Origin of the sequence: Actinomyces graevenitzii C83 (genome assembly GCF_000239695.1) — a bacterium.
GTDB classification, from domain to species: Bacteria; Actinomycetota; Actinomycetes; order Actinomycetales; family Actinomycetaceae; genus Actinomyces; species Actinomyces graevenitzii.
Map to the genome: position 1 here is coordinate 33651 of NZ_JH470338.1, position 25854 is coordinate 59504.

23 protein-coding genes and 2 tRNA genes are annotated in these 25854 nt (G+C 58.5%); 10 read left to right on the forward strand and 15 right to left on the reverse strand.

The window, feature by feature from the left end; all coding sequences use genetic code 11:
- Window positions 1-29: 29 nt before the first annotated feature.
- A complete protein-coding gene (locus HMPREF0045_RS11170; protein ID WP_330932958.1) occupies window positions 30-506 on the forward strand; it encodes a hypothetical protein in 477 nt (158 codons plus the stop codon).
- Window positions 507-530: 24 nt separating this feature from the next.
- Here HMPREF0045_RS11170 and def read toward each other — a convergent pair whose 3' ends face one another.
- A complete protein-coding gene (def, locus tag HMPREF0045_RS00160; protein WP_005984354.1) occupies window positions 531-1022 on the reverse strand; it encodes a peptide deformylase in 492 nt (163 codons plus the stop codon).
- Between the two features lie 134 nt (window positions 1023-1156).
- Here def and HMPREF0045_RS00165 point away from each other — a divergent pair, with 134 nt between their 5' ends.
- Window positions 1157-1963, forward strand: coding sequence for a hypothetical protein (locus tag HMPREF0045_RS00165; protein WP_005984356.1), 807 nt, complete (start codon window positions 1157-1159; stop codon window positions 1961-1963).
- A gap of 260 nt (window positions 1964-2223) precedes the next feature.
- Here the strand turns inward: HMPREF0045_RS00165 and HMPREF0045_RS00175 are convergent.
- Both HMPREF0045_RS00175 and HMPREF0045_RS00180 read right to left on the reverse strand, forming a co-directional pair.
- A tRNA-Asn gene (locus HMPREF0045_RS00175) sits at window positions 2224-2298 on the reverse strand.
- A gap of 84 nt (window positions 2299-2382) precedes the next feature.
- Window positions 2383-2928 (reverse strand): hypothetical protein, encoded by a 546-nt coding sequence (locus HMPREF0045_RS00180; RefSeq protein ID WP_005984357.1) that lies wholly within the window; start codon window positions 2926-2928, stop codon window positions 2383-2385.
- A gap of 177 nt (window positions 2929-3105) precedes the next feature.
- On the opposite strand from HMPREF0045_RS00180, the gene HMPREF0045_RS00185 reads away from it, so the two are divergent.
- Entirely contained in the window at window positions 3106-3603 is a 498-nt protein-coding gene (locus HMPREF0045_RS00185) for a DUF3145 domain-containing protein (protein WP_005984359.1), read from the forward strand.
- Window positions 3604-3720: 117 nt separating this feature from the next.
- On the opposite strand, the gene HMPREF0045_RS00190 is transcribed toward HMPREF0045_RS00185, so the two are convergent.
- Genes HMPREF0045_RS00190 through HMPREF0045_RS00200 form a run of 3 tightly spaced genes read right to left on the reverse strand, consistent with a single transcriptional unit; the run spans window position 3721 to window position 6437 of the window.
- Window positions 3721-4941 carry a beta-ketoacyl-[acyl-carrier-protein] synthase family protein gene (locus HMPREF0045_RS00190; protein WP_005984361.1) on the reverse strand — a complete coding sequence of 407 codons (1221 nt, stop codon included), beginning with the start codon at window positions 4939-4941 and terminating at the stop codon, window positions 3721-3723.
- Between the two features lie 29 nt (window positions 4942-4970).
- Entirely contained in the window at window positions 4971-5219 is a 249-nt protein-coding gene (locus tag HMPREF0045_RS00195) for a phosphopantetheine-binding protein (RefSeq protein ID WP_005984362.1), read from the reverse strand.
- A 39-nt stretch (window positions 5220-5258) separates the two neighbouring features.
- Window positions 5259-6437 carry a PucR family transcriptional regulator gene (locus HMPREF0045_RS00200; RefSeq protein ID WP_005984364.1) on the reverse strand — a complete coding sequence of 393 codons (1179 nt, stop codon included), beginning with the start codon at window positions 6435-6437 and terminating at the stop codon, window positions 5259-5261.
- Between the two features lie 182 nt (window positions 6438-6619).
- Here HMPREF0045_RS00200 and aspA point away from each other — a divergent pair, with 182 nt between their 5' ends.
- Window positions 6620-8074 (forward strand): aspartate ammonia-lyase, encoded by a 1455-nt coding sequence (gene aspA / locus HMPREF0045_RS00205; RefSeq protein WP_005984366.1) that lies wholly within the window; start codon window positions 6620-6622, stop codon window positions 8072-8074.
- A gap of 113 nt (window positions 8075-8187) precedes the next feature.
- Here aspA and aceE read toward each other — a convergent pair whose 3' ends face one another.
- Window positions 8188-10941 (reverse strand): pyruvate dehydrogenase (acetyl-transferring), homodimeric type, encoded by a 2754-nt coding sequence (gene aceE / locus HMPREF0045_RS00210; RefSeq protein ID WP_005984368.1) that lies wholly within the window; start codon window positions 10939-10941, stop codon window positions 8188-8190.
- Window positions 10942-11261: 320 nt separating this feature from the next.
- Here aceE and HMPREF0045_RS00215 point away from each other — a divergent pair, with 320 nt between their 5' ends.
- From HMPREF0045_RS00215 to HMPREF0045_RS11270, 4 genes are all read left to right on the forward strand, one after another.
- Window positions 11262-11684, forward strand: a complete 423-nt coding sequence (locus HMPREF0045_RS00215; protein WP_005984370.1) for a DUF3052 domain-containing protein — start codon at window positions 11262-11264, stop codon at window positions 11682-11684.
- A gap of 42 nt (window positions 11685-11726) precedes the next feature.
- Window positions 11727-11803, forward strand: a tRNA-Val gene (locus HMPREF0045_RS00220).
- A gap of 483 nt (window positions 11804-12286) precedes the next feature.
- Entirely contained in the window at window positions 12287-12784 is a 498-nt protein-coding gene (locus HMPREF0045_RS00225; RefSeq protein WP_005984372.1) for an Abi family protein, read from the forward strand.
- A complete protein-coding gene (locus HMPREF0045_RS11270; RefSeq protein ID WP_414105142.1) occupies window positions 12702-12989 on the forward strand; it encodes an Abi family protein in 288 nt (95 codons plus the stop codon). The genes HMPREF0045_RS00225 and HMPREF0045_RS11270 overlap by 83 nt, the downstream gene beginning before the upstream one ends.
- Here HMPREF0045_RS11270 and HMPREF0045_RS10310 read toward each other — a convergent pair.
- From HMPREF0045_RS10310 to glgX, 4 genes are all read right to left on the reverse strand, one after another.
- The gene (locus tag HMPREF0045_RS10310) at window positions 12986-13159 is read right to left on the reverse strand and encodes a hypothetical protein (RefSeq protein WP_005984376.1); all 174 of its coding nucleotides are present in this window, start codon (window positions 13157-13159) and stop codon (window positions 12986-12988) included. The two genes, HMPREF0045_RS11270 and HMPREF0045_RS10310, sit on opposite strands and share 4 nt — an antisense overlap.
- 186 nt (window positions 13160-13345) lie before the next feature.
- A complete protein-coding gene (locus tag HMPREF0045_RS00230; protein ID WP_005984378.1) occupies window positions 13346-15553 on the reverse strand; it encodes an alpha/beta fold hydrolase in 2208 nt (735 codons plus the stop codon).
- Window positions 15554-15711: 158 nt separating this feature from the next.
- Window positions 15712-16830 (reverse strand): tryptophan--tRNA ligase, encoded by a 1119-nt coding sequence (gene trpS / locus HMPREF0045_RS00235; RefSeq protein ID WP_040315612.1) that lies wholly within the window; start codon window positions 16828-16830, stop codon window positions 15712-15714.
- Window positions 16805-19141: a glycogen debranching protein GlgX gene (gene glgX, locus HMPREF0045_RS00240; protein WP_231196656.1), complete on the reverse strand. Its 2337-nt coding sequence runs from the start codon at window positions 19139-19141 to the stop codon at window positions 16805-16807. The genes trpS and glgX overlap by 26 nt, the downstream gene beginning before the upstream one ends.
- 156 nt (window positions 19142-19297) lie before the next feature.
- On the opposite strand from glgX, the gene HMPREF0045_RS00245 reads away from it, so the two are divergent.
- Window positions 19298-20056 carry an electron transfer flavoprotein subunit beta/FixA family protein gene (locus tag HMPREF0045_RS00245; RefSeq protein WP_005984384.1) on the forward strand — a complete coding sequence of 253 codons (759 nt, stop codon included), beginning with the start codon at window positions 19298-19300 and terminating at the stop codon, window positions 20054-20056.
- 14 nt (window positions 20057-20070) lie between these two features.
- The gene (locus HMPREF0045_RS00250) at window positions 20071-21042 is read left to right on the forward strand and encodes an electron transfer flavoprotein subunit alpha/FixB family protein (RefSeq protein ID WP_005984387.1); all 972 of its coding nucleotides are present in this window, start codon (window positions 20071-20073) and stop codon (window positions 21040-21042) included.
- A gap of 203 nt (window positions 21043-21245) precedes the next feature.
- Here HMPREF0045_RS00250 and mnmA read toward each other — a convergent pair whose 3' ends face one another.
- The 4 genes from mnmA to HMPREF0045_RS00270 form a co-directional block, all read right to left on the reverse strand.
- The gene (gene mnmA, locus HMPREF0045_RS00255) at window positions 21246-22337 is read right to left on the reverse strand and encodes a tRNA 2-thiouridine(34) synthase MnmA (protein WP_005984389.1); all 1092 of its coding nucleotides are present in this window, start codon (window positions 22335-22337) and stop codon (window positions 21246-21248) included.
- Window positions 22338-22511: 174 nt separating this feature from the next.
- The gene (locus HMPREF0045_RS00260; protein WP_005984391.1) at window positions 22512-23150 is read right to left on the reverse strand and encodes an excalibur calcium-binding domain-containing protein; all 639 of its coding nucleotides are present in this window, start codon (window positions 23148-23150) and stop codon (window positions 22512-22514) included.
- A 160-nt stretch (window positions 23151-23310) separates the two neighbouring features.
- A complete protein-coding gene (locus HMPREF0045_RS00265) occupies window positions 23311-24504 on the reverse strand; it encodes a hypothetical protein (protein WP_005984393.1) in 1194 nt (397 codons plus the stop codon).
- A 33-nt stretch (window positions 24505-24537) separates the two neighbouring features.
- Window positions 24538-25836, reverse strand: coding sequence for a cysteine desulfurase family protein (locus HMPREF0045_RS00270; RefSeq protein ID WP_005984395.1), 1299 nt, complete (start codon window positions 25834-25836; stop codon window positions 24538-24540).
- Between the last annotated feature and the right edge of the window lie 18 nt (window positions 25837-25854).

A 25854-nucleotide genomic window follows, 5' to 3' on the forward strand; every position in this document is an offset into this window, starting at 1 on the left:
CCCTAGAGGTAGCCCTGCAACTGCCCCAACTGGCCGCCCAAGCCGGGGTAGATAACTGGACCCGGGAACTATTTGACCTACCCAGCTACCGCGCCGTGTTTGACGCCATCATGGCTGCCGGCGGCTACGCCAAATACACCGAAATTGCCCGCGAAATTAACGCCGCCCACCCGGGCCTACCTGAGACTGAACGCGAGCGCCAAGCCCTGCAACAGTGGGGGGCGCAGGTGCGCGAATTTACCCCGCAAATAATTGATTCTTTGCTTACTGAGTTGGCGGTGGCCCCCCTGCCGGTTTCTGCTAAAAACGACGACGTCGCTGGGCAGATCAACTATGGTGCCGGGGTGCTGCGCTCGGCAGGGGAGATGTCTTTTAACCGCCGTTTGGCCGATCTGCGTTCACGCCAGCGCCGTATGGCCCTGGACGATCCTGAATATCGCCAAGTGTTTACGCAGATCGTGGAGCTGGAAACGCAGCGTCGCCAGCTTTTCCACCATGACCGTTAGGGTTATTGGGGTTTACCGGCTCTTTTATAGGCCCTTTTCGCGTAGCTGACGCATGGCCTGCACGCGGTACTTGCGCTCTAGGCGGTCAATGTAAAGCTTGCCTTCAAGGTGGTCGGTTTCGTGCTGCAAGCAGCGGGCCATGAGCTCTTCACCCTCAACCACTACCGGCTTGCCGTCCAGGTCGATGCCCTCCACGCGGGCATACCAGGCGCGCTCGGTGGGGAACCATAGGCCGGGCACGGACAGGCAGCCTTCGTCGCCGTCCTGGTACTCGTCCTTGGAAACTTCCACTAGCTTGGGGTTGAGGACGTAACCGATTTCGCCGTCGATGTTCCAAGAGAAAGCACGCAGCCCCACACCAATCTGGTTAGCGGCCAGGCCGGCGCGGCCTTCATCGTCAACGGTTTCTAGTAGATCTTCAACGAGCTGCTTAACAGTGTCGTTGATGTCAGTGATCCAGTCGCATTCAGTGCGTAGTACGGGGTCTCCAATAATACGGATATCGCGGTAAGCCATGGGCCTATTGTCTCACGGCTTAAGGAACGGTATAAACTATCCCGGTTAGCGCTTAAAGCGCCCTTCATAGCTAGGTCATCCCCCTAAACGGCCTGCTCGTAAGGTTTAAGTTCCCATCAACCCTAAAGGTTCATATGCAGGTTTCACGCCGTAATGTAACGCGCGCGGCGCTTTGGAGTGCGCCGGCTTTGATTGCTACCTCAGCTGCTCCGGCTCTGGCGGTTTCTGCTGATAAGCAGGCTGGCCAGGTGGTGGCTGTGCTGTGGTCTAACACTTTCTCTGATGTTGGTCAGGGTAAAACTACCGGTACCGATAAGCACTACCAGCCGTGGATTATTTACCCCACTGCCACTAAAACCGGCTCAAATACGCTGGTGGTGACTAATGCCACGGCGGCTTCTACGCTGGGTTCAGCCCAGAAGGGTACTGGCAAGCTAACCCCGGCTCCGGCTAGCAAGAGTGGCTACTACGAGCAGGTTGGTAGGGGCCAGCAGATCCATGTGGTGATTGAAAACATTGGCGATACTTCATCTCCCGGTTCAGATGAGTACGCTGATGTGGCACGTATCAGCCAGGAGGATGTGCCCAGGGGTACGCGTTACACGCGCGGCACGGCTGCTAACCCGGCTTGGCCTTCGCTAGTTATGCGTGACCAGGGTTGGTATTCGGTGGTACAGGGGACTCGCTCCACTTCGGATGGTAATCACTGGTTTGGGGTGCGCTCTAAGGGCGCTAATGGCCGCACTAAGTGGGATTTGACCTTGCAGCTCAACCAGAACTTCACTTCGCCTAACGACGGCGCCAGTGCGGTTACCTTCGATCTGTTCTGGCCTTCACGTCTGCCGGCTACATTCCCTAAGCGCATTAGTGCCAAGCTGATTTACCGCGTGACGGTTACCAGCCCGTGGGGGACCGTGGTTTACACCACCAGCCCCATCTAAAGCGCTTATGCCCCGCTTGTCGGCCCGTTTTGGGTGGCAGGCGGGGTTTTTGTTTTGGGTGCGGCTAGGGCGGCGCTCGACGGCGGCGCTGGGCGGACTCGACGGCGCCAGGCTGGCCCTGGCCGTAGCTGCGGATAGTGGTGGCTGCTGAGGGCCGGCGCAGTGGCTGGGAGCTGAGGGGGAAGCTGGCAAGGGGGAGCAAGGGGGAGCCTGGGCTGCTTGGGTAAACAAAAACCCCGGAGGTTTTACCTCCGGGGTGCTGGCTCCTGCGACTGGATTCGAACCAGTAACCGTCCGATTAACAGTCGGATGCTCTGCCGTTGAGCTACGCAGGAATTGCTCGCGCAGGAAGAAACTTTATCAAGCCTGCCCACGCATGTCTAATCGGCGCAAAGGTGGCTTTTCCTTGAAATTCCGCGCTAATCTTCTTGTGTGGCCAGGCCCACACTAAGTTTAGTTTGGGTTTCTGCCTGCTTTAGGGCCGCCAATTGCTCCTCATTAAGGGATGCATCGGCCTCAATTAAAGACAGGCAATACAGTGAATCGTCGCTGCGACGACGGATAGTGATAGTGGCTAGCGCCCCACCGCCAAGGGGTACGTTGTCGCGGCGCACCACAATGGCACGCTCGACTTGCTGCCTTAAAGTGCGTGCCAACTGATCAAGCCGCTCACGCTCACCCTTATCAGTGGGCTTAGCTAGCACGCACTGGGTGGGGGAGGCGTTGATGGGGTTGATGGTGAATTTGCGCTCCTGGCCATCCCACGCGGCCCGCTCTACCTCATCCCAAGCGCAAAGCGGGGTTTTGGTTCCGTCGCTAGCTACGCGTACCAGGCCGGACTTAGCGGCCACCAGCCAGGCGTCGTCGTCGCCTTCTAGGCGGTAAGCGGCAAGTAACTTATCGGCACTAAAGGCCTGATGGATCGGGGCGGGCAGCTTTGGGCCCGGATGCAACCAAGCGAACATACAATTAATTAAATCATTGTCTAGTTAACGATGACGTGGGCGGCCTATTGGTATAAACTTCGCGTTATACATAACGTGCGTATAACGCCGCTAGGTGATCCACACACTCTCGGCTCGACACGATGTTTTTAGACGTAGGGGAAGACGAGCTAAAAACCACTCAGGAGGTGTTTCGTCGTGGCTGTTGGTTACACCCGCGGTGTAGTTTTCGTGCACTCTGCACCCAGGGCTTTGTGCCCACACGTGCAGTGGATGCTAGAAGACGTATTGAAAACTGAGGTGCACTTGGAATGGGGTGTTCAAAAAGCTACTCCAGGTGTGCTGCGTACCGAGTATTCATGGGTAGGTCCCGTTGGTACTGGGGCGCTGCTGGCTTCGGCAATGCGTGGCTGGGCTAATCTGCGTTATGAAATAACTGAGGAAGCCACCTTAGGCCACGACGGTTCGCGCTGGTCACACACGCCCGACCTGGGGATTTTCCACGCACAGATGGATGTGCATGGAAACATTGTGGTTCCTGAAAACCGTATTCGCGCCGCCCTTGAGGCTGGCGACCCCGAACAGATGCGCCGTCAACTAGACCTGGCCCTGGGGCAGGCTTGGGATGACGAGCTGGAGCCCTTCCGCTACGCGGGCGCTGACGTTTCGGTGCGCTGGCTACACAAGTTCGCCTAAACTCCCCAACCCCCCTTTAAGTTCCCTCCCGCCGCGTCCATTGGGCGCGGTTTTCCTTTGCTTTAAGCGGCTGCTTTAGGTGGTGGTGATTAGGCGACAGTGAACAGCGCGGCTGCTTTAGGCGGCGGTAAATACGAGCGCCACGTTGTGCCCGCCAAAGCCAAAGGAGGTAGAGGCGGCCGCCTGGGTCTTTAGCTGGCGCCCCTGGGGTCCGACGACGTCGATGGCGGTTTGTGGGTCTAACTCACCTGGCATAAGTGTCGGGGGAGCCCACTGCTTAGCCAATGCCAAAACCGTCAGCACCGCCTCAAGGCCGCCAGCCCCACCTAGCAGGTGACCGGTCATAGATTTAGTGGCGCTAACCGCCGCCTGGGGAACAACCCGTGCCAGCATAACGGCTTCAACGCCGTCCCCGGCCGGGGTGGAAGTAGCGTGGGCGTTAACGTGTCCCACCTGTGCGGGGCTAATGCCAGCCTGAGCAATAGCCTGGCGTAAAGCCTGTTCTTGACAGTGTCCATCAGCCATCGGACGCGCCACATCGTAGGCATCGCAGGTAACTGCGCTGCCATCAAGATAAGCCAAAACCTTAGCCCCACGCGCCTTGGCGTAAGACTCAGCCTCAAGCACCAGCGCACCCGCGCCCTGACCCAGCACAAAACCGTCACGGTCACTAGCAAAAGGCCTGCAAGCCCCAGATGGGTCAGGGTTAGTAGATAGCGCCCGCATGGCCGCAAAAGCCGCCACCGTCAGCGGGTGCAGGGCGTCGTCGCAGCCACCGGCAACAACCACGTCGGCCCTACCTAAACGAATCAAATCAGCGCCATAACTAATGGCCTCCGCCCCTGAAGCGCAAGCCGAAACCGGGGCGTGGGCGCCTGCGCGGGCCGTAAACTCCATAGCTAATGTGGCCGCAGGGGCATTAGGCATTAGTGCCGGCACAGTAGTGGGGGCAACCCTACGCGGCCCTTTAGTGCGCAAAGTATCCCAAGCATCCATAACCGTAGTTACGCAGCCCATGCCGGGGGAGAAGCTAACCGCCAAACGCTCGGGATCTACCTGCGCCGTCGAGCCAAAAGCCTGCGCCCAAGCCTGACGGGCAGCAATCAAAGCGCACTGGGTGGCCGGATCTAAGCGCCGCACCTCGCGTGCAGAGAGCAGCTCGCTAGGGGGAACCGGCAACTGCCCGGCCACGCGCACAGCCAACCCATACTCATCCACCCAAGGAGCCTCAAGGGCGCTAATCGCGCATCGCCCCGCGCGTGCCCCGGCCCAAGTTTGCTCCACATCAACCCCCAGCGGGTTAATAGTGCCCAGGCCGGTAACTGCAACGCGCTCCATTAGCTAAAACCTAGTTTCAGGACTTTGGGTCAGGACTCTAGGGAAGCCACCAAATCAACCGCCTCGCCCACAGTGCGCAAAGCAGTGGCCTGAGTGTCGGCGATAGTGATGTTGAAGTGCTCCTCAATGCGGGTGGTAATGCTCAGCAGGTCCAAAGAGTCAATATCCAAATCCGCCGCAAAACTGGCGCCCTCAACTACTCGCGCGGCATCTACCCCCGTCTCCTCATTGACGATCTGGGCGATTGCCTTAACGATTTCACTACGCTCATGTGCCATATCGACTCCTTTGAAGCAGGACTAGTAACGATATAGATTCTACTGGTCAGCCTTAACGCTTTGGGCCAAACGGCCTAAAATAATTGCGGTGTGTAACACAAAAGCCTCGCGCGGATCCGTGGCATCCCAACCCAGCTGCGACGCCACCCTCCCCAGGCGGTAACGCACCGTGTTGGTGTGCACAAACAAAGCCCGCGCCGTACCCTCTAAACTAGCCCCAGAGAGCAGATAGGTGTAAATAGTCTCCTCAATAGTGGAGCCCAAAGCGTGCAAAGGCTTATAAATCTGCTCAAACAGTTGCGCCTTAGCCAACTCATCACCAGCAAACACGCGCTCAGGCAACAAATCATTAGCCTGCACCGGACGCGGCGCCCCCGGCCAAGCAGGCAAGGCATCCAAACCCGCCATCGCACAACGCAGCGAATACGAACCCTCACTAATATCAGCCACAATCGGGCCAATCACCGTATCGCCCTCAAGAGTTTTAGCTAGCTCAGTGGCGGCCTTACTAAGCCGCTCACGCACCTGCTTGTCCTGCCAGTCACCCTCAGAGCCCAGCAAAACCAGCACATTTTCTGAGTGCACCGAGATCAGGCAGTCATAGGCTGCGTTATGGGCTTCATGGCGCAGGCGTGAAACGGCGACGGCGTCCAAAGTGGCTTGGGCACTAATGGCCACTGCCGGCCCATGGCAGCGCCACCCCGCAGCAGACACCCGCGTCATAGCCACACTGGCGTCGTCGTGAAGTAAAGCATCAACCGCCACTGACTCTAGCCGCGCATCCCAAGCCCCACGCACCTCAGCGGCGCGAGCGTAAACCCCAGCAGTAGCAAAACCAACGTCAGAGCCAAACTGGGCCACTGCCAGTCGCACGGCGTCACGCATCTGGGGCGGCACAATCGTGGGCGCCTCCGCCTGCACCGTATCCACCACAATGCGCACCAAGGCAATAGTTTGATCCAAACTAATAACGCCAGTAAAAGTCTGGGGGGCAGCAGAGAAAATACGCATCGGCGCGCCGGTATCAACCTGACCCGCAATCCAATCAATAAAAGTAGAAACACCCGCACGAGCCACAGTCTCAATGCGCTCGCGGTCAGCGCGCGGCAATTCACGGAACCAGGGAAGATCCGCGCTTATGCGGTCTATAGAGTGCTCAATTAGACGTTCCTTGGCCTCACGCAGAGTATTGATCGCATCCGGGCTCAAAGGTTCCATAAGCCTATGTTAGGGCCCATGTCATCTATGTCTCAACAATACTGACAGATTGTCAGTGTTACTGGTGGTGTTTGGGTGCAAAACCCCTAGCAAACCGTTAGTGTTGTAATGCCGTCAGGCATAAGTGTTAGCGACCCAAAAGGGTGCTAGCGCAGCAACTATTAAGGAGCTGAACTTAGATAATGACTCAGGCAACCCGGATCGAGGAAGATCTCCTTGGCCAGCGTCAGGTGCCCCTTGAAGCCTACTGGGGTATCCACACCCTCAGGGCTCAAGAAAACTTCCAAATCTCTAAGGAAAAAGTAGCTGACCTACCTACCTTCGTGCGGGGCATGGTTACCGTCAAGAAAGCCAGCGCGCTAGCCAACAAGGAGCTGGGCGTTATTGACCCCCAGATCGCTGACGCCATTGTGTGGGCTTGCGACCAGGTGCTAGAAAACCGCCGCTGCATGGATCAGTTCCCCATTGACGTCTTCCAGGGCGGCGCGGGCACCAGCATCAACATGAACACCAATGAGGTTATTGCCAACCTGGCGCTAGAACACATGGGCTACGCCAAGGGCCGCTACGACATCATTAACCCCAATGATCACGTCAACAAATCCCAGTCCACCAACGACGCTTACCCCACTGGTTTCCGTCTAGGCCTATTCCACAAGGTTGACCAGCTAGAAGCCGAGCTGTCCCTGCTGATTGGCGCGTTTAACGCCAAGGGTGACGAGTTCGCAGACATCCTCAAGATGGGACGCACCCAGCTGCAAGACGCGGTGCCCATGAGCCTAGGCCAGGAATTCCACGCCTTTGCAGTGCTGCTAGGTGAAGAAATTCCGCGTCTGCGTAACAACGCCAACCTGCTGCTAGAGGTAAACCTGGGCGCCACCGCCATTGGTACCGGCCTAAACACCCCTGATGGCTACCAGGACTGCGTGGTACGCCACCTGCACGAAATCACCGGCCTGGATGTTTCGGGGGCCACCAACCTGCTGGAAGCCACCAGCGATACCGGCGCCTATGTGTCTATCCACGCCGCTATTAAGCGTCTGGCCGTCAAGCTATCAAAGATCTGTAACGACCTGCGTCTGCTCTCTTCCGGCCCGCGTGCTGGTTTAGGCGAGATTTCTTTGCCTGAGCGCCAGGCTGGCTCTTCGATTATGCCCGCTAAGGTAAACCCGGTAATCCCTGAGGTGGTTAACCAGGTTTGCTTCAAGGTGATCGGTAATGATCTGGCCGTCACTATGGCGGCAGAGGCTGGCCAGCTACAGCTAAACGTGATGGAACCGGTAATTTGCCAGGCCACCTTTGAGTCTTCCAGCCTGCTTATCCACGCCATGCAGGCGCTGCGTGAAAAGTGCGTTGTGGGCATTAAGGCCAATGTGGATGTGTGCCGCAACCACGTGCTGGGCTCCATTGGGATTGTCACCTACCTCAACCCTGTCATTGGGCACCACAACGGTGACCTGGTTGGGCGTGAATGTGCTCGCTCTGGACGCAACGTGCGCGAAGTGGTGCTGGAGATGGGCTTGCTAGACGAGGCCACCCTCGATGAGCTGCTGAGCGTAGAGAACCTGCTGCGCCCACACTACCGCTCCAAGAAGTACTACTCCGGCGGTGACCCGAACACCCTGGTATCTGAGTAGTCGCAGCTAAGCTGCTAAGTTGCAGTTAAACTGCGGCGTTATAACTAAGCAGCGTTAAACAGTGGGGGGCCTGGCTGGTAGCCAGGCCCCCACATTATTTACTGCGCGGCGTTTTAGGCGTCGCCGCCCTGAGCGCCGGAGTTGCCGGCGCGCACGTTGAGCAGGTCGTAGCGGTCAATGGCCTGGCTTACTAGGGAGCGGTCAACCTGCCCCTGCTTAGCCAAAGCCTCCAGGGCCTTGGTGACCACACTGGCGGCGTCGATCTTGAAGAAACGACGGGCAGCAGCGCGAGTGTCGGAGAAACCAAAACCGTCAGCACCCAAAACGTGGTAGTCACCGGGGATCCACTGGCGGATCTGGTCGGGAACCAGGTGGTCGTAGTCGCTGGTGGCAATGAACGGACCGGTGGCCCCAGCTAGCTTCTGGCTCAGGAACGGCACCTGGGCCGGCTGCTCGGGGTGCAGGAAGTTGTGCTCATCCACCTCAAGGGCGTTGCGGCGCAGCTGGTTCCAGCTGGTAACCGAGTAAACGCTGGCGCGCACGCCCCAGTGTTCAAGTAGCATCTCGCGGGCCTGCAAAACCCACGGCACACCCACACCTGAAGCCAGCAGGCTCACCTGCGGGCCCTGGCCGGCGGGGGCGTCAGCCACCTTGTAGATACCACCCAAAATGCCTTCAACATCCACGTTTTCCGGCTCAGCGGGCTGAACCATGGGCTCGTTGTAAACCGTCAGGTAGTACATCATGTCGCGGTTGCGGCCACTGTCGGGGCCGTACCAACGCTCTAGGGCGTCACGCACAATGTGGCGGATTTCGTAGGCGTAGGCCGGGTCGTAGCTGATCACGGCGGTGTTGGTGGCTGCGATCAGCGGCGAGTGACCATCCATGTGCTGGGTGCCCTCACCGGTCAGGGTGGTGCGTCCAGCCGTGGCGCCAATGATGAAACCACGGGTGAGCTGGTCGCCGGCAGCCCAGAACTGGTCGGCGGTGCGCTGGAAACCGAACATCGAGTAGAAGATGTAAACCGGGATCATCGGCTCATTGTTGACCGCGAAGGAGGTGCCGGCCACCTGGAAGGCGCTAGCGGAACCAGCCTCGTTAATACCGGTGTGCATGATCTGGCCGGCCTGAGCTTCACGGTAAGACAGCATCATGTTTGCGTCTACCGGCAGGTAGTTTTGGCCCAGGGTGTTGAAGATCTTAGCTGAGGGGAAGATCGAGTCCAGGCCGAAGGTACGTGCCTCGTCAGGAATGATCGGGACAATACGCTTACCGATGTGCTTGTCCTTGATCAGTTCCTTAAGCAGGCGCACAAAGGCCATGGTGGAGGCCACTTCCTGCTTGCCGGATCCGCCCTTTAGGATGTCGTAAATCTTGGGGTCGGGTAGCTCAATCTCCTTGTTGCCGGGGCGGCGCTCAGGGATAAAGCCACCTAGGCGACGACGGCGGTCCAGCATGTAGAGCAGGGCCGGGTCGTCTGCGGCGGGCTTGTAGTAAGGCGGACGGGTGGGGTCAGCCTCTAGCTCTGCGTCGCTGATCGGAATGTGTAGGGTATCGCGCAGGGCCTTGAGGTCATCAAGCTTGAGCTTCTTCATCTGGTGCGTGGAGTTACGCGCCGCGAAGTGGGAGCCCAGGGCGTAGCCCTTAACGGTGTGGGCCAAGATAACGGTGGGGGCGCCGGTGTGCTCAGTAGCGGCCTTGTAGGCGGCGTACATCTTGCGGTAGTCGTTACCGCCACGCTGTAGGGCCCAGATTTCCTCATCGGTCCAGTCCTTGACGAGGGCGGCAGTGCGCGGGTCGCGACCGAAGAAGTGCTCACGCACGTAGGCGCCGTCGTTAGCCTTGAAAGTCTGGTAGTCACCGTCGAGAGTTTCGTTCATCAGGTGCACCAGGGCGTGGTCCTTATCGGCAGCCAGCAGGCGGTCCCAGCCACGGCCCCAAATCACCTTAATGACGTTCCAGCCGGCGCCACGGAAGAAGGCCTCCAGCTCCTGAATGATCTTGCCGTTACCGCGTACTGGGCCGTCTAGACGCTGCAGGTTGCAGTTAATGACGAAGGTGAGGTTGTCCAACTGCTGCTGAGCAGCCAGCTGCAACATGCCACGGCTTTCAGGCTCATCCATTTCGCCGTCGCCCAGGAAAGCCCAAGTGCGCTGCTGGGAGGTGTCTTTAATGCCGCGCATGTGCAGGTACTTGTCGAACCAAGCCTGGTAGATGGCCTGGGAGGGGCCTAGACCCATAGATACAGTGGGGAACTCCCAGAAGTCCTCCATGCGGCGCGGGTGTGGGTAGGAGGGCAGGCCGCGTCCCTGCTCCGGGTGGGAGTATTCCTGACGGAAACCGTCCAGGTCAGCCTCGGTTAGGCGGCCTTCAATGAAAGCGCGTGCGTAAGGGCCGGGGGAGGCGTGGCCCTGGAAGAAGATGTGGTCACCGCCGCCGGGGTGGTCCTTACCACGGAAGAAGTGGTTTAAACCTACTTCGTACAAGGTGGCTACGGAAGCGTAGGAGGAGATGTGTCCACCCACGCCGATGCCCGGACGCTGGGCGCGGGTAACCATAACGGCAGCGTTCCAACGGATCCAGCGACGGTACTGGCGCTCTGCGGCTTCATCGCCGGGGAAGTAGGGTTCTTCGTCAACAGCAATGGTGTTGACGTAAGGGGTGGTTAGCTGGCCGGGGACGTTTACGTTCTTTAGACGTGCTTCAGCCAGCATGGATAGCAGGATGTAGCGTGCTCGGGCTTGACCCTTTTCGGCGATAAGCGCGTCTAGAGACTGCTTCCATTCAGCTGTTTCCTGTGGATCATTATCGGTGACCTTGGCTAACAGGCCATCGATAAGCGGCGTGGATTCATTCGTTGGGGCCACGGTTATTCCCTTCGCGTCGTTGTGGTCGACTGCGCGCGCCGGAGCGTCAGTCCGTGGGGCTAAGCCCGCTGTACCTAACTAATCTACGACTTTTGACCTAGATAAAGCGAATAAATCGGGCATTAAGTCCCAGATAGTGGTGTGAAGTACTGCATGTGTGCTGGGTGGGGATGTTTTATCGCTCCTGATGGGGAAGTTAATGGAGATGCGGGCAATACTAAGTGTGGCTGAGCTCGCTTAATGTCAGAAACATTTGAATAGATGCAGGTAAAACGCGCATACAGCTTGCAAAGCCAGCGATTTTGGGGTGTGCTTATTCCATGTCGCTTAACCACGACGGCACAACTTCAGCCGCTACCCGCCTGGGCTTCGAGGCCGGGCAAATCATTCAGGAATATTACTTCGACGACGACGCCGACATGGCGTTAAGGGCTCAGCTTGAGGAAGCGCTGGGCAACCAACTAGTAGACGAAGATTATGCAGATGTTGTTGACGGCGCTATCGCCTGGTGGCGTGAGGAAGACGGGGGAGTAGATGAACTCACCGATCTTTTGGTCGACGTCGCCGCTAACTTGGATGGGGAAGGGCTAATTTGGGTGTTCACCCCCAAGGCTCGCAGTGCTGGCGCAGTTTCACCGATCGTGGTGGAAGAGGCGGCAGGCAATGCGGGTATGCACGCTACCAGCGCACGGCAAGTAAGTGACGCCTGGAGCGGAGTGCGAATTTCTTCACGTCGCAAATAATTTGTAATCTCCCTAGCGGGTAGGGTAACTTTATACCCGCAAGGACCTGTAGCTCAGTTGGTTAGAGTATCTGGTTTACACCCAGAGGGTCGTGGGTTCGAGTCCCGCCGGGTCCACCAATGCAGTGTTTAAAACTGCAGCAATAAATTAGCTCCCATGTAAAACATGGGAGCTTTTTTGTGTCTAAAGCAATACAGTTCACAAAGACCTCCACAAATAAAAAATTTGGGCCTCAGCGCTTTTGCGCTGAGGCCCAAACTAATGATCAACCAGTTATCTAGTGATCGCCAGCTATCTAATGATTAGCCGGTTATCTAGCTAATGATCAGCCGGTTGCAGCGTTAACTGGTTATAGCACCAATCGGTTGCCGATCAGGCTTCCTTGCGACGGCTACGCAGCACAGCTACGCCCCCGAGGGCCGGCGAATCCGGACGGGTCAGAGAACACACTGGTGTGTGAACGTACCGATGGCTCCGTGCCTCGTGTTCTTGCTTCGGCGTCATCAACCAGGTAACCTTGTGATCAACATGACCGGTTCCGCTGCCCGCCTCGGTGGGAGTCCAGGGCCGGTCTTCGTTTTTCGTATCAAACAGGGGTGCGCGTGGAGCAGGTGAAGCAGTTCAAGACCTACGGTGAACAGGTCGAATTGCTTCGTCAGCGTGGGATGCGAGTGAATGATCCCGAGCATGCCGAGATGTTGCTGGCTCGATTGAACTACTACCGCTTGTCCGGATACTGGTACCCGATGCGCCGTTTCTCCCAAGGCGACGGCACCGCCCAAGATGAATTCGTTGACGGAGCATCGTTTGACCTGGTGGTAGCCCTCTACGGGTTTGACGAGCAATTGCGCCACAGCGTGTTCATCGAGCTTGATCGCGTGGAGTTGGCTATTCGAACCAAGCTCGGTCACGAACTGGGCCGCCTTGACCCGTTGATCTATTTGGATCCTCAACGTTTGAACGCCCGGGCACGGCAGCGACCTAACTGGTCCTCAGCTCGAATCGTGGCTGAAATCCTTGAATATTCTGCGCAACTACGCAGCTCATCATGCAAGGATGTTCAACCGTGTTTACGACATCAAACCGAAACTGAACAATGACGTCAGGCTGGCTCCGGTAGCTGAAGGAATGAATCGCGTGTTCGGGCAGCTCTCCCTTATCCAATACTTGCACCGCCAACTGGAGTTGTCTCCAGCCGACCGGCTACCGAAGCTGTTCGACACTTACCCGCACAATCCCATCGTGCCGTTTTCTCGCATAGGCGCACCTGACAACTGGCGCGAGTTGCCTCTTTGGCGCGTCTAATCCTTCCCCATCCGTAGGGCACCCATCGCCTTGAGCGCTCCGACGGAGGCGTTGTAACCGCAGGCCAGCGTGGCGATCTTCCCTTTCTGGCGCAGCTCAGCGTTGATGCCGCAGTAGAAGCTGCCTATGGCGTTAACTTTGACGGGGACGAGGAAAAGATTGTGGCGCATCTGTTCAAGCTATATGCGCAAGCAACGGCATAGCCAAGTTTGGGCCTCAGCGCTTTCGCGCTGAGGCCCAAACTAATGATCAACCAGTTATCTAGTGATCGCCAGCTATCTAATGATTAGCCGGTTATCTAGCTAATGATCAGCCGGTTGCGGCGTTAACTGGCTATAGCGCCAATCGGTTGCCGATCAGGCTTCCTTGCGACGGCTACGCAGCACAGCTACGCCACCGAGGCTGGCCAGCAGGAAGGACACAATCGCCACGCTGGAAACACCAGTGTGAGCTAGCGGCTTCTTGTCGCCCTTACCGGGAGCGGCCACAACGGTCTTGCCGGTGGTGGGAGCTGCGGTAGGCAGGGCGCTGGGGGCCATGGTCGGCAGCGGCACAGCAGTGGGGGCGCTGGTGGGGCCACTGGTAGGAGCAGCGGTCGGGTTCGGAGTCGGGTTAGGAGTCGGAACCGGGTTGACCGGGTTGTCCGGGTTGACCGTCTGCTTGTAGGACTTGATCGTGCAAATCTGCGGGTACTTGCCATCTTCCGGTACGACGCCCTCGTTGATGTACTTGAGGGTGATCTCGTTTACACAAGCGTACTTGGCAGCGTTGTTACCGAAAGCGGTGTGGGAGTCACCCTCAACGCTCAGCAGAGTACCGTGTACCAGCTCAGCCATGACCGGGCCGTTCTCGTACGGGGTGGCCGGGTCGTGAGTGGTAGAGATGATCAGAGTGTTAGGCAGGCCCTTGAGCTCGCCACCAGCCTGCAGGTTACCGGAGAACTTCCACAGGTCACAGGAGTCGGGGGAGCCGACCTTGTTGCCCGGAGCGCCCGGGTCCTGGAAGGGGGAGTACTTGAGGTAAATCTGGGTCAGGCGGTCAGACAGGCTCTGGTCGTAACCGTTGGGGTTAGCCGAGTCAGCACAGCGAATAACGGTGAAGGCAGCCTGCGAGGGGTCGTAGGTGCCGTCAGCGTTACGGCCGTCGTAAGAGTCAGCCAGAGACATGAACAGCGAACCGTTGTTGTAGTCAGAGACCAGTTCCATGGCCAAAGCAGCGTAAGGCCAGTAGGACTCGGCGTACAGGGCCTGACGCATACCGGTCAGGGCCAGGTCGAAGTTCAGGGTACGCCCATCGCTACCAGCCGGAATGGCCTTGGTGGTCAGCGGACGCATCATGTTCTGGAAGGCGCGAGTGGCCACCGGGATGCTGGCGTCGTCGTCGGCCAGGTCGCCGTCGTGAGGCTGGTACTGAGCCTTACCCAGAGCACAGGTGGCCTTCTCATTCTCAAAGCGAGAACCCTTAACCAGACGCGGCATCAGGTCACCCCAGGTCTGACCGGAAGCATCCAGCTTCATGCACCAGTCGGAGAACTGGTTGAAGTTGTCCTGGAAGCCCTTAGCCTGACCCAGCAGAGCCGAGTTAGCGGCCTCAAGCTGTGCATCGGTGATCTTGGAGGAGTCAACGCGCTGACCACTCTTAGGGGCGGTGTTAGAAAGCGGGTCAACTACACCGTCAAGCACGATGTGCCCAGCGTTAGCCGGGAAGGTCTGCAGGTAGACGTAGCCCAGGCGGGTACCGTAGGAGTAACCCACGTAGTCCAGCTTGGTGGCGCCCATGATAGAGCGCAGGGTGTCGATGTCACGCACGGCGGTGGAGGTGCCCAGGTGGTAGAGCAGGTCCTTACGGCCTTCAGCGTCAAAACCGAAGATGCGGCCGGTGTTGTTGAAGCAGCCGTTGACAGAGTTCTCAGTGCCAGCGCGCAGCTTCTTAGCGATCTCCTCAGGGGTGCCGGTGTAGAGCAGCTCACGGGCCTTGTCGCGCTCAGCGTTAGTCTCACACTGGGCGAAAGGTAGGGAGACACCCACGCCGCGAGGGTCAAAACCAATCAGGTCGTGGGTCTCGTTGAGCTTGCCGATAGCACCAGCATCGTTCTGGTAGGCCATCACCAGGTCCACACCCGAGCCGCCGGGGCCGCCGGGGTTAAAGAAAACCGGGGAGGCGTTGGTGCCCTTGGCGGGTACCTTCACCACGGCCACAGCGATGGTGGCGCCGTTGGGTTTGGAGTAGTCCACGGGCACAATCGCGTAACCGCACACAGCGCGGGTAGCTTCCTTGCCCATGGCCTCACAGTTAGCCTTGGAGAATTCAATCTTCTGGCTGTAGAAGGACTCTAGGCCAGCGGGCACAGTTCCGGTAGAGCTACCCCCAGCCTTGGGGGCACCAATACGGTAGGTGTTCTCACCAGTCTTGAACTGGGCGGCGGAGGCGGGCAGAGCCGCAGCCAACTCAGCGTCACTTGCTGACGAAGCATCTGCCGCAGCGGCCACGGGGGCCAGCAGCGCAGCAGCAAGAGGCAGCGCTGTCAAAGCGGTTAGGCGACGCCGTATCGTAGTAATACGCATAGCATTCCTAAAATTGGGTTTACATTTAGTTGCCGAGCAACCTATGTGCCATCCTAGTTCACCAATTGCACTACGCGCAGAAAATCCCCGTGCTGAAAAGCTAAATCAGCACGGGGACTAGTCCCCAAGTAGGGACGGTAGATGGTTTTTAGTTATCTTTAGTAATCCATCTTCATGGCCTTGCGGACATTGTCTAATGTCTCATTTGCCACTTGGTTGGCCTTGTCATTACCGGCGTGAAGTACTTCCAGTAGGTAGTCCTCATTGTCAGCCAGCTCCTGGCGGCGCTGACGGATGGGGGCGAAGTAGTCGTTAATGGCCTCAGTAACCAGGGCCTTGAGCTTGCCCGCGCCGCCGTCGCCAATTTCTTCAGCCAACTCACGCGGATCGCGGCCGTTACACAGCGAAGCCAGCATCAGCAGGTTAGAAACCTCAGGGCGCTCGCAGGGGTCGTAAGTAATGGTGCGCTGGGAGTCAGTCTTAGCCTTCTTAATCAGCTTGGCGGTCTGATCAGCGTTCATACGGATCTCAATGGTGTTGCCGCGAGACTTGCTCATCTTGGCCCCATCTAGCCCTAGCAGTAGGGGGGCCTCGCTTAGCAGGGCTTCAGGACGGCGGAACACCGGGTGCTTCTTGTCGGCGCGTCCGTAGCGCTTGTCAAAACGCTGGGCAATCAGGCGGGCCTGCTCCAGGTGCGGCAGCTGATCTTTACCTACCGGCACCAAATTGGCCTGGCAGAACAAAATGTCTGCGGCCTGGTGTACCGGGTAGGTGAGCATAAGCCCACTCATAGCGCGCCCGTCGGTGGCCTCAAGCTCAGCCTTAACGGTGGGGTTGCGATGTAGTTCAGACTCGGTAACTAGTGATAGGAAGGGCAGCATTAGCTGGTTTAGGGCCGGCACGGCCGAGTGGGTGAAGATAGTGGAACGTTCAGGGTCCACACCCACCGCCAAAGCGTCAGCAACCAGCGACAAAACCCGCTCACGCAGCGGGCCTACGCCGTCGCGGTCGGTAATTACCTGGTAATCGGCAACCAAAATCCACGTATCTACATTGGCGTCCTGGAGCTGTTTCCAAGACTGCATAGTGCCAAAGTAATGGCCTAGGTGTAGGTGCCCGGTAGGACGAGCACCGGTGAGCATCCGGAAATATTCGGGATGCTCACCGATCTGGGCGGCAATTTCTTCACTGCGCGCCTGGGTGCGCCGCAAAGAAGCCTCGTCAGTGGAATTGGCTAGCGCCTGTTCTGCCTTAGTTGGCTGTGTCGACTGCGTCATGAGCCCCATTGTAACGGGCCTGACGCTTAGGCTTAGTCAGGTAGATACGCATGCTCAGGGGCGACAAAGCAATCATGGAGCCAGGCTGAGCCAGTGAGGTGGCCACAGAGTCCGTGTCGTCGTCGTCATCATCATCATCAAGCAGGGCGTAATCAGCGTGGGGGGTGTCCCAAACCGAGTACCAAGCCAGTTCGTAGTCGTCGCCGCGCCCGGCAGGAAGCTTAATTTCATGCGGGTTGAGTGTGCCGTTAATCAAGATCAGGGCGTCGACGTCGCCAAAAGGCTTACCCGAGCGCAGCATGGAAAGTACACGGGTGTAGTTGTCATGCCACTGCTCAGGGCGCATGAGGTTACCGGTGATGTCGTACCAGGACAGGTCGGGAATCTTGTCTCCGGGGGCAACCTGGCCGGTAGCGAATTGGCTTCGGCGCAGCGCCGGGTGCTGCTGACGCAGCTTAATTAGGTAGCTGGTGGTGGCAATTAGTTCTTTTTGCCAAGTCTTTAAGTTCCAGTCGTACCAGGAAATCTCGTTATCTTGGCAGTAGGCGTTGTTGTTACCACCCTGGGTGCGGCCAAACTCGTCACCACCTAGCAGCATGGGAGTGCCAGAGGAGATGAACAAGGTGCCCAGTAGGTTACGCGCGTTACGCAAACGCATCATGTTGACGGTTTCAGCGCCAGGAACCTGGTCTGCTTCACCATCAAAATCATGGTGGTTCCAAGAACGGTTATCCCAGGTGCCGTCGCGGTTGTCCTCTCCGTTGGCAACATTGTTCTTGTGGTTGTAAGTGGTTAGATCATGCAGGGTGAAACCATCATGGGCGGTAACGAAGTTCACACTGGCTAGCGGGGTGCGGCCGTGCACGGTGTCACCCCAGGCGAACAGGTCTGCGCTACCAGCAATGCGGGTAGCTAGCTCACGGGCGTCATGGCCGTTGTTGCCGTGACTCATTTCCTTGGGGTCACTGAGCCAGAATTCACGTAGAGCCCCACGGTAGCGGTCGTTCCAGTCGAGGAATGGGATGGGGAACTCGCCGGTGCGCCAGCCGCCCGGGCCCACATCCCAAGGTTCAGCAATCAGCAGCTTGGAACACAAAACCGGGTCGGTAGTCATGGCCACCAGCAGCGGGTGGTCGCGGCGCCACTCACCGGCGTGACGGCCCAGGGTTACCGCTAGGTCGAAACGGAAACCATCCACACCCATCTCGCTAACCCAGTAACGCAGCGAGTCTAAGGTGAGGCGGATAGCTTGGCGGTTACGGAAGTCTACGGTGTTACCGGTGCCGGTCACGTCTAAATACTGGCGCTTGTTTACCGGATCGTGCAGGTAGTAGCCCAGGTCATCGAAGCCACGCAGGGACAGTGTGGGGCCATCAAAGCCACCTTCAGCGGTGTGGTTGTAAACCACATCCAAAACTACTTCCAGCCCGGCCTCGTGCAGGGCGGAGACCATGGCACGCACTTCATTAAGCACTGCCTGGGGGCCGCTTTCCTGGGCGGCCTTGGTGGCATAGGTGGGCTCAGGGGCAAAGTAAGACAAGGTGGCGTAACCCCAGTAGTTGCTAAGGCCACGGCGGGTTAGCCAGGGTTCGTCGAACTTGGCGTGGATAGGCAGTAGCTCAATGGTGGTTACACCCAGGTTCTTTAGGTACTCAATCATCACCGGGTGGGCTACCCCTGCGTAGGTGCCGCGTAGCTGCTCAGGAATAGCTTCTAGCTGCTTGGTTAGCCCCACCACGTGAGTTTCGTAAATTACGCGCTTATCGGCACTGATGCGCGGAGAGGGGGCAACCGGCTGGTAGTTAGGGTCAGCCACCACACCAATAGCTGCGTAGGGCAGGGAATCTAGCTCAGAAATCTCCCAATCTGCCCTGGTGGGTAGGCCATGCTCGTTTACCTTGTGGGCGTACAGGGAGTCATCTAGGACCGCTTTAGTGGCTAGCGCCTTGGCATAAGGGTCTAGCAGGAACTTGCGGGGGTTGTAACGCAAGCCCTCGTTGGGGTTCCAGGGCCCGTAAACGCGGTAGCCGTAGCGCTGGCCGGGACCTAGGCCGCTAATGTGAGCTGACCAGGAACCGGTAAGGTGGTCGTGCATGCCGATACGGCGTTCGCGCAGGTCAGCACCCTCGCCGTCGATCAAGCACAGATCAACTGCACTTGCACCAGGGGCGTTCACTACGAAATCGACCCCGTCGTCGTTAAGCGTAGCGCCCAAAACGTAGGGGTTTAATGCTGCCTGTTCGCTTAGCGGGGCGGGCAGTAGAACTTCCTCATCGGTTTGCATATGACACACAGGGTTATTGTCTCTCATTTTGAACCAGCTTGGGACAAGATAAATATTACGTACTTATTACAGGTACAGCTCACATGTATTTGTGCACTGAGCTAATCAAGCCAATTGTGAAACGCTAGGCGTGAGGCTGGCCTAACATGGTGTTGCTGGCGGGCCTGTGGCAGTCTATTTGCTATGAAAATTGTGGTCTGCGTGAAGCACGTACCGGATGTGCAATCCGAACGTCGCCTTGAAGATGAGCGCCTAGTGCGCGGTGAGGACGATGTTCTAAACGAACTAGATGAAAACGCCGTTGAGGCGGCGGTGTCTTTAGTAGAAGAGCACGACGGCGAAGTTGTGGCCCTGTCTATGGGCCCTGAAGATGCTGAAGAAGGTTTGCGTCGCGCCCTGCAAATGGGTGCAGATAGTGCCGTTTTGGTTAGCGATGAGGCGTTGGCTGGTTCCGACGTCGTCGCTACCGCCCGCGTTTTGGCTGCGGCAATTGAAAAAATCGGTGAGGTTGACCTGGTTATCACCGGTATGGCCTCGCTAGACTCGATGAGCGCTATGCTGCCGGGCGCGTTGGCTTCCGCTTTGGATCTACCGGCCCTGACCATGGCCCACAGCCTTGAGGTTGAGGGAGATGTAGTAAACGTGCAGCGCAACCTGGGCACTGTGCACGAAGTTTTGCGCGCCCAGCTGCCGGCCCTGGTGTCTGTAACCGACCAGGCCAACGACCCGCGTTACCCCAACTTTGCAGCCATGCGCGCGGCTAAGAAGAAGCCGCTGGAAACCTGGGATCTTAGCGATCTAGGTATTGAGCCGGCCCCCGGCGTCATTGAAATGGTTGACGCTCAGGCCCGCCCGGCCCGTAGCGGTGGCGTAATCGTTACCGACGCCGGTGAAGCCGGTAAGCAGCTAGCTACCTGGCTAGTGGAAAACAAGCTGGTGTGAGGGGAGAAGCCAATATGTTAGACGCTACGATTTTGGTGGCTGGTGGGCTAAGTGACGGCGCCCCCAGTGCTGCTGCCGTTGAACTACTAACTGCCGCCCGCTCGCTGACCAGCGCCGCTGTGGTGGCCGTGGTTTCGGGTAAGGTCGACGCCGCCGCTTGGGGTAACTATGGTGCCAGCCGCGTGCTGGTGGCTGATTACGCCGGGGCTGACGAGCTGGTTTCTGCCGCTGGGGCTGACGCAGTAATTGCTGCCGCCCACGAGGTTAAGCCTGCCCTGATTTTGCTGGGTAGTGACCACCGCGCCAAGGAAATCGCTGGTCGCGCCGCCGTTAAGCTAGCCAGCGCCTGCATCGCTGACGCCGCCTGTCTGGAGGTTGTTGACCAGCATGTGCGCGCCTCCAAGCTGGTACTTTCGGGTTCTTGGAACACCACTTTTGACCTGCGCGCTGACTCTGGCGCCAACCCGCCGCTGGTGTGCCTGCGCGCCGGCGCGGTAGAGGCTGAGCCCTGTGGTGGGGCTGCGGCCCAGGTTGAGACCCTGGCGGTGAGCGTAAGCCAGGCCGCTAAGCGTGTTGAGGTAGTTAGCCACACCGAAGATGAGGCTGCTGCCGGCCCGCAGCTGGCTCAGGCCCGCACTGTGGTGGTTGGTGGTCGCGGTGTCGACGGCGACTTTGACCTGGTCCGTTCGCTTGCGCAGCTGCTTAACGGAGCTGTGGGCGCCACTCGCGTGGCCTGCGATGAGGGCTGGATTGAGCGCTCAGCGCAGGTAGGCCAGACCGGTGAAACTATTGCCCCGCGCCTATACATTGGCCTGGGTGTTTCTGGAGCTGTGCACCACACCAGTGGTATTCAGGGCGCCGGCACTATTGTGGCCATCTGTGACGATTCTGAAGCCCCCATCTTTGAGATGGCAGACTTTGGCGTGGTTGGCGACGTGTCCACGGTGGTACCTCAGCTGATTGAGGAGCTAGCCAAGACTCGCTAACTGGCCTGTTAGCTAAAAACCTTGGCCCCGGTTAGTAACTAACCGGGGCCAACGCTTTGTTTGTGAGCTTTGTGGGCTTTGTGGGCACCTGCGCCTGCGCGGGTGGTTGGCCCTGTGGGGCCAAGCGCCAGCTACTTTGGTTCTGGCCAGCTCGGCATGGCTGGCGCAGTTGGTGGGGCGCTTTCTAGGCGCGGTGGCTTGTTCTAGGCCACGGTGGCTTGGGCTAGTACGCGCTCGCCGTCGTAAACCACTAGTGACTGGCCTGCCGCAATGCCGCGCACCGGCTCTTGCAGCTGGGCTTCCAAGGTGGCGGCCTGGGTGTCGAGCTTTACCTGTGCGGGCACGGCCCGCCCGTGGGCGCGCAGCTGCAAGCTCACGTGCTCCCAATCGGCGTCATCAACCAAAGTGATCAAGTCAGTGGCGCTGACCGTGGTGCGGCTAAGCAGCTGGGCTGGGCCTACCACCACCTGGTTAGTGGCGGGGCGAGTTTCTAAAACGTAGCGCGGGCGCCCATCGGCAGCCGGATGGTCTAGTCCCAAGCCTTTACGCTGGCCAATAGTGAAACCGTAGTAGCCCTGGTGGGTGCCTAGCACGTTTCCTTCAGGGTCAACCATCTGGCCTTCTTGTACACCCAGGTTGCGCTGAAGGAAACCACGCGTGTCGCCGTCGGCCACAAAACAAATATCGTAAGAGTCAGGCTTACTGGCTACCGGCAGGCCCCTCCGGGCGGCCTCGGCGCGCACCGCAGCCTTGTTTTCTACATCTCCCAGCGGGAAAATCGCCCGTGAAAGGGCTTGGCGGCCCGAAACAGCCAGCACATAAGACTGGTCCTTGACGGTGTCTACCGCTCGGCGCAGCTCCAACTGGCTGGTGTCTCCAGGCTTGCCGCTGGCGGCGCCGCCACTAATGCGGGCATAGTGTCCGGTGGCTACCGCGTCAAAGCCCAGCGTCATGGCGCGCTCTAGTAAAACATCAAATTTGACTCGCTCATTGCAACGAATGCAGGGGTTGGGGGTGCGTCCAGCGCGGTACTCGGCTAGGAAATCCTCGATTACTAGCGCCTCAAATTCTTCCGATAGGTCCCACACATAGAAGGGGATACCCAGCACATCTGCGGCTCGGCGTGCGTCGGAGGCGTCTTCAATCGAGCAGCAGCCACGTGAACCTGAGCGTGATTGGGCGCGGTTGCGTGAAAGGGCCATATGTACGCCGACGACGTCGTAGCCAGCTTCCACGCAGCGTGCGGCGGCCACCGCAGAATCCACTCCACCACTAAGTGCCGCCAAAACACGCATATTTTCCTCCTAAAGATTGGGGTGTTTGCACCCTTTAAACCAGCAAAGCCAGACTTTAGGGGAGTAAAGGTTTAAGCGTCAATTGAAATCAGCGCGTGGTGAGCGCTCTATCAAAACTGCCGTTGGGCACTGGCTGTTGGTGAAACTGCAGCCCGGCGTTCACTCTGGCTGCTCTTAGCGGCGCGGCCAGCTTTCGCAGGCAATGCCGTTACCGTTGGGGTCTAGGCCGCGACGGTAACCGGGCTGGCCCCAATAGATAGGGGTGGCTCCGGCGTAGTAGGCATCACGGCAGCTGCGATAGTAGGCCTCATTGGAGCGGTCAAGGTTGCGCGGACGGTGCGGGCGCACCTTAGTTTCAGGGGACTGGGCAGTGGTGGGCTGGGTGACAGGGTGCTGCTCTGTGCTAGTAGTAGGAGCAGAAGTGGGGATAGTTATATTTGGCTGCTGCTGAACGGGTGCTTGCGTTGGGGCGCTAACAGTAGGTTCTGGGGCGGCGCTAGTGCTGTGTTCTGGGGTGGGGGTAGGCTCTGCCTCAAAGGTGGGCTCTTCAGTGGGGGTTGCGGTAGCCGCAGGCAAGGGAGAGTCCTTTGGCTTTGGTTTAACTAACCCTGCCGCCAAGGGTTTAGCTGTTGGCGTGGGGGTGTGAGTGGTTGCCGCAACTTGAGGGGTGCCGCCTTTAGATTTTGCGGCAGGCGCGCACATGCTCAAACCGGTTAGCAAAGCCACAACCATAACTGCGGCAATTACTAAGGTATAGAACTTGGTTTTAACGTCTCGATCCCACTGACTAAATGGTACGAATCGTATATTCAATTTCTACACCTCCTGTTCTTACATGTGCGCTACCGCCGAATTTTTGAGCTGGGGAGCGCGGCTGGACTAAACCAGCCAATAAATTAATAACAAATTTGGCTGGAAGTAGTCTGAGAATAACCTGGAAGTGGGGGTTTATTAGGTCAAACAGTAATATTTGTTAGCTATTTGAGTTATTTGGGTCACCTGGTCCAGGCACAATGTAATTATTGCCATCGTCGTCGTCGTTATCGTCGTCGTCATCATCATTACCCGGATCGTTCGGATAAGGCGAAGGGGAAGTGTAACTAGGCTGCGACGGCGCAGAGGGGTAATTCTGCTGCGGCGGCTGAGTATATTCAGGCTGGCTAGGCTGCACAGGCTGGTTGTTATTGTTGTTGTTATTGTTATTTTCCTGCGTCGGCGACGGCGAGGACTTACTCAGCGGCTTAGTGGTGGAAGTTGGCGCAGGGGTAGCCGTGCTGTCCAACGAAGGAGTAATCACAGCCGGAGCGCTAGGTGTGGGGTCGGGCACAGAATTGCCGGTAGCAGACCAAGCAATAGCGAAACAGACCGCCAAGAAGGCAAGCAGCGCCAAAATGAACCACAGCATAAATTTGCTGCGCTTGGTGGGCTCTTCATCCTCAGCGGGCTCATCATCAGTAAGTGGCCCGCCCGGGGGAATACTACTTGGGGGGACGCTGCCTGGAGGAATACTGCCTGGGGGAATACTGCCTGGCGGCACACTTGGCGGACGCTGCGCCGCACTAGCTGCGCCGCCTGCTGCCATCGCGCCAGCTCCTACAGCTCCCGCTGCGCGGCCACGGCGCGGGGAAACTGAAGGCGGTAAAGCTTCCTGGGCGTCAATTGGGGGCATAGCCTGGGTGGCCGCAGGCATAGCTCGCGTGGCCGGGGCGGCGTGAGCGCCTCCGGCAGGCTGTGAACCAACTGGCGCCATGGCCTGGGTGGCATAAGGCAGATCTTGGCCCGCGCTCTTGGGCTGAATAACTGGCGGCATGGCCTGGGTAGGTTCTGGCGTGAACGCGTCAATCGGGTCCATGGCTTGGGTGGCCGGCGGGGCGGCGTGAGCGCCGCCGGCAGGCTGTGAACCAACTGGCGGCATAGCCTGTGTGGGTTGGTAAGCAACCGGATCTGGCTCTACAGAGTTATAGGGGGCCTGGCCAGAAGCGTTAAAAGCCGTGGGGGGCTGCTCGCAGGCGCCGTCGTAGGGAGCCTGGAAGGCCGCAGTAGGCTGCTGCCCGGGGGTAGCCGGGATAGCAGACCCGGAAGCAGTCGGGGCAGAAAAATAGCCGTTTTGCTGGGAATTCTCAGGCGCGGCTGGCTCGCGGCGCTGTCTGGGATCATAGGCGCTCATGTAACAAGTGTTACAGACAATGGTGTCAAAAGCCTAAAGGTAATTTAGTTTCGACCTGTTTTTTGTGGCCCAAGCTCGCCTGGCAACCTCAATAGCGCCCCCCAAAGCCGCCTGCGCGGCGTCAATTTGCGCCTGGGTAGTAGACCAGCCAAAGGAGAAACGCAGGCCACAGCTAGCGCCGTCGTCGTCAACCCCCATAGCCTCCAAAACGTGAGAGGCCCCGGCCACGCCTGCATGGCAGGCCGAACCAGCAGAGGCCGCCACCTGTGCCATATCCAAAGCCATAAGCAGTGCTTCACTATCAACCCCACTAAACCAGGCATGTGCGGTGGAACTAATTGTGGGAGCTGAGTTAGCAGAAACCGTGCCTCCCGCTGCGCGCGCGCAATCGCGTAGCTGCTGCTGCCAAAGCCGCCACTGGGCAGTTTTAGCTTCACGCTCACCCTCAGCCAATTCCATGGCTAAAGCCAAAGCCCGCGCCCCGGCCACATCCTGCGTGCCTGAACGCAGCCCCCGCTCCTGGCCGCCGCCCCCATAAGGGCTTTTCAGCGGCATAGAGCGGTTGGCTACCAGCGCCCCAATCCCTACCGGGGCTCCCAGCTTGTGGCCAGACAGGCTCAGGGCGTCAACTTGCAGCTGGCCCATATCCACCCGCATTTTGCCGACGGCGGCGGTAGCGTCAGTGTGCAGCCAGGGCCGGTTTTGGGGGCTAAGCGCCGCCACTGCTGCGCTACCCACGCGCTTGGCTCGGCCCCCATTCGCGGCGCGCTGCTCAATAACCTCAGCGCGGCGGGCGGCCTGGGAGGCAAGCAGCTGGGCAATCTCGTTTAACGGCTCAATCACGCCAGTTTCATTATTGGCCAGCATGACACTTACCAGTAGGGCATCATCCACGCTTACCTGCTGCAGCGTTTGCGCTAAAGCCTCCAAATCCACCTGGCCCTGGGCGTCAACCGCCAACAGGCGAGTAGTGGAGCCAAAATTTTGGGCGCGCTGGGCTGAGTCAAGCACCGCCGGGTGCTCCACAGCGCTAACTAGCAGGGCGCACCCCTGGCCGCGCTGGGCGGCGTCGAAAGCAAAACCGCTAACCGCCAGGGCATCGGCTTCAGAGCCGCCACTGGTGAAAATAACCTCATGGGCACTGGCCCCAAGCAGGGCAGCTACTCGCTCGCGAGCCTCAAACAGGGCCCCGGCGGCGCGCCGGCCGCTGCTGTGGGTGGAAGCAGGGTTAGTGCCCAGTCCAGAAAAATCAACTAAGTCTTTAGCGTAAGCCTCAGCCACTTCGGGTCGGACCGGACTGGTGGCTGCGTGATCTAGATAGGCCAAGCTCATGGCTTTAGTTTAGAAAAT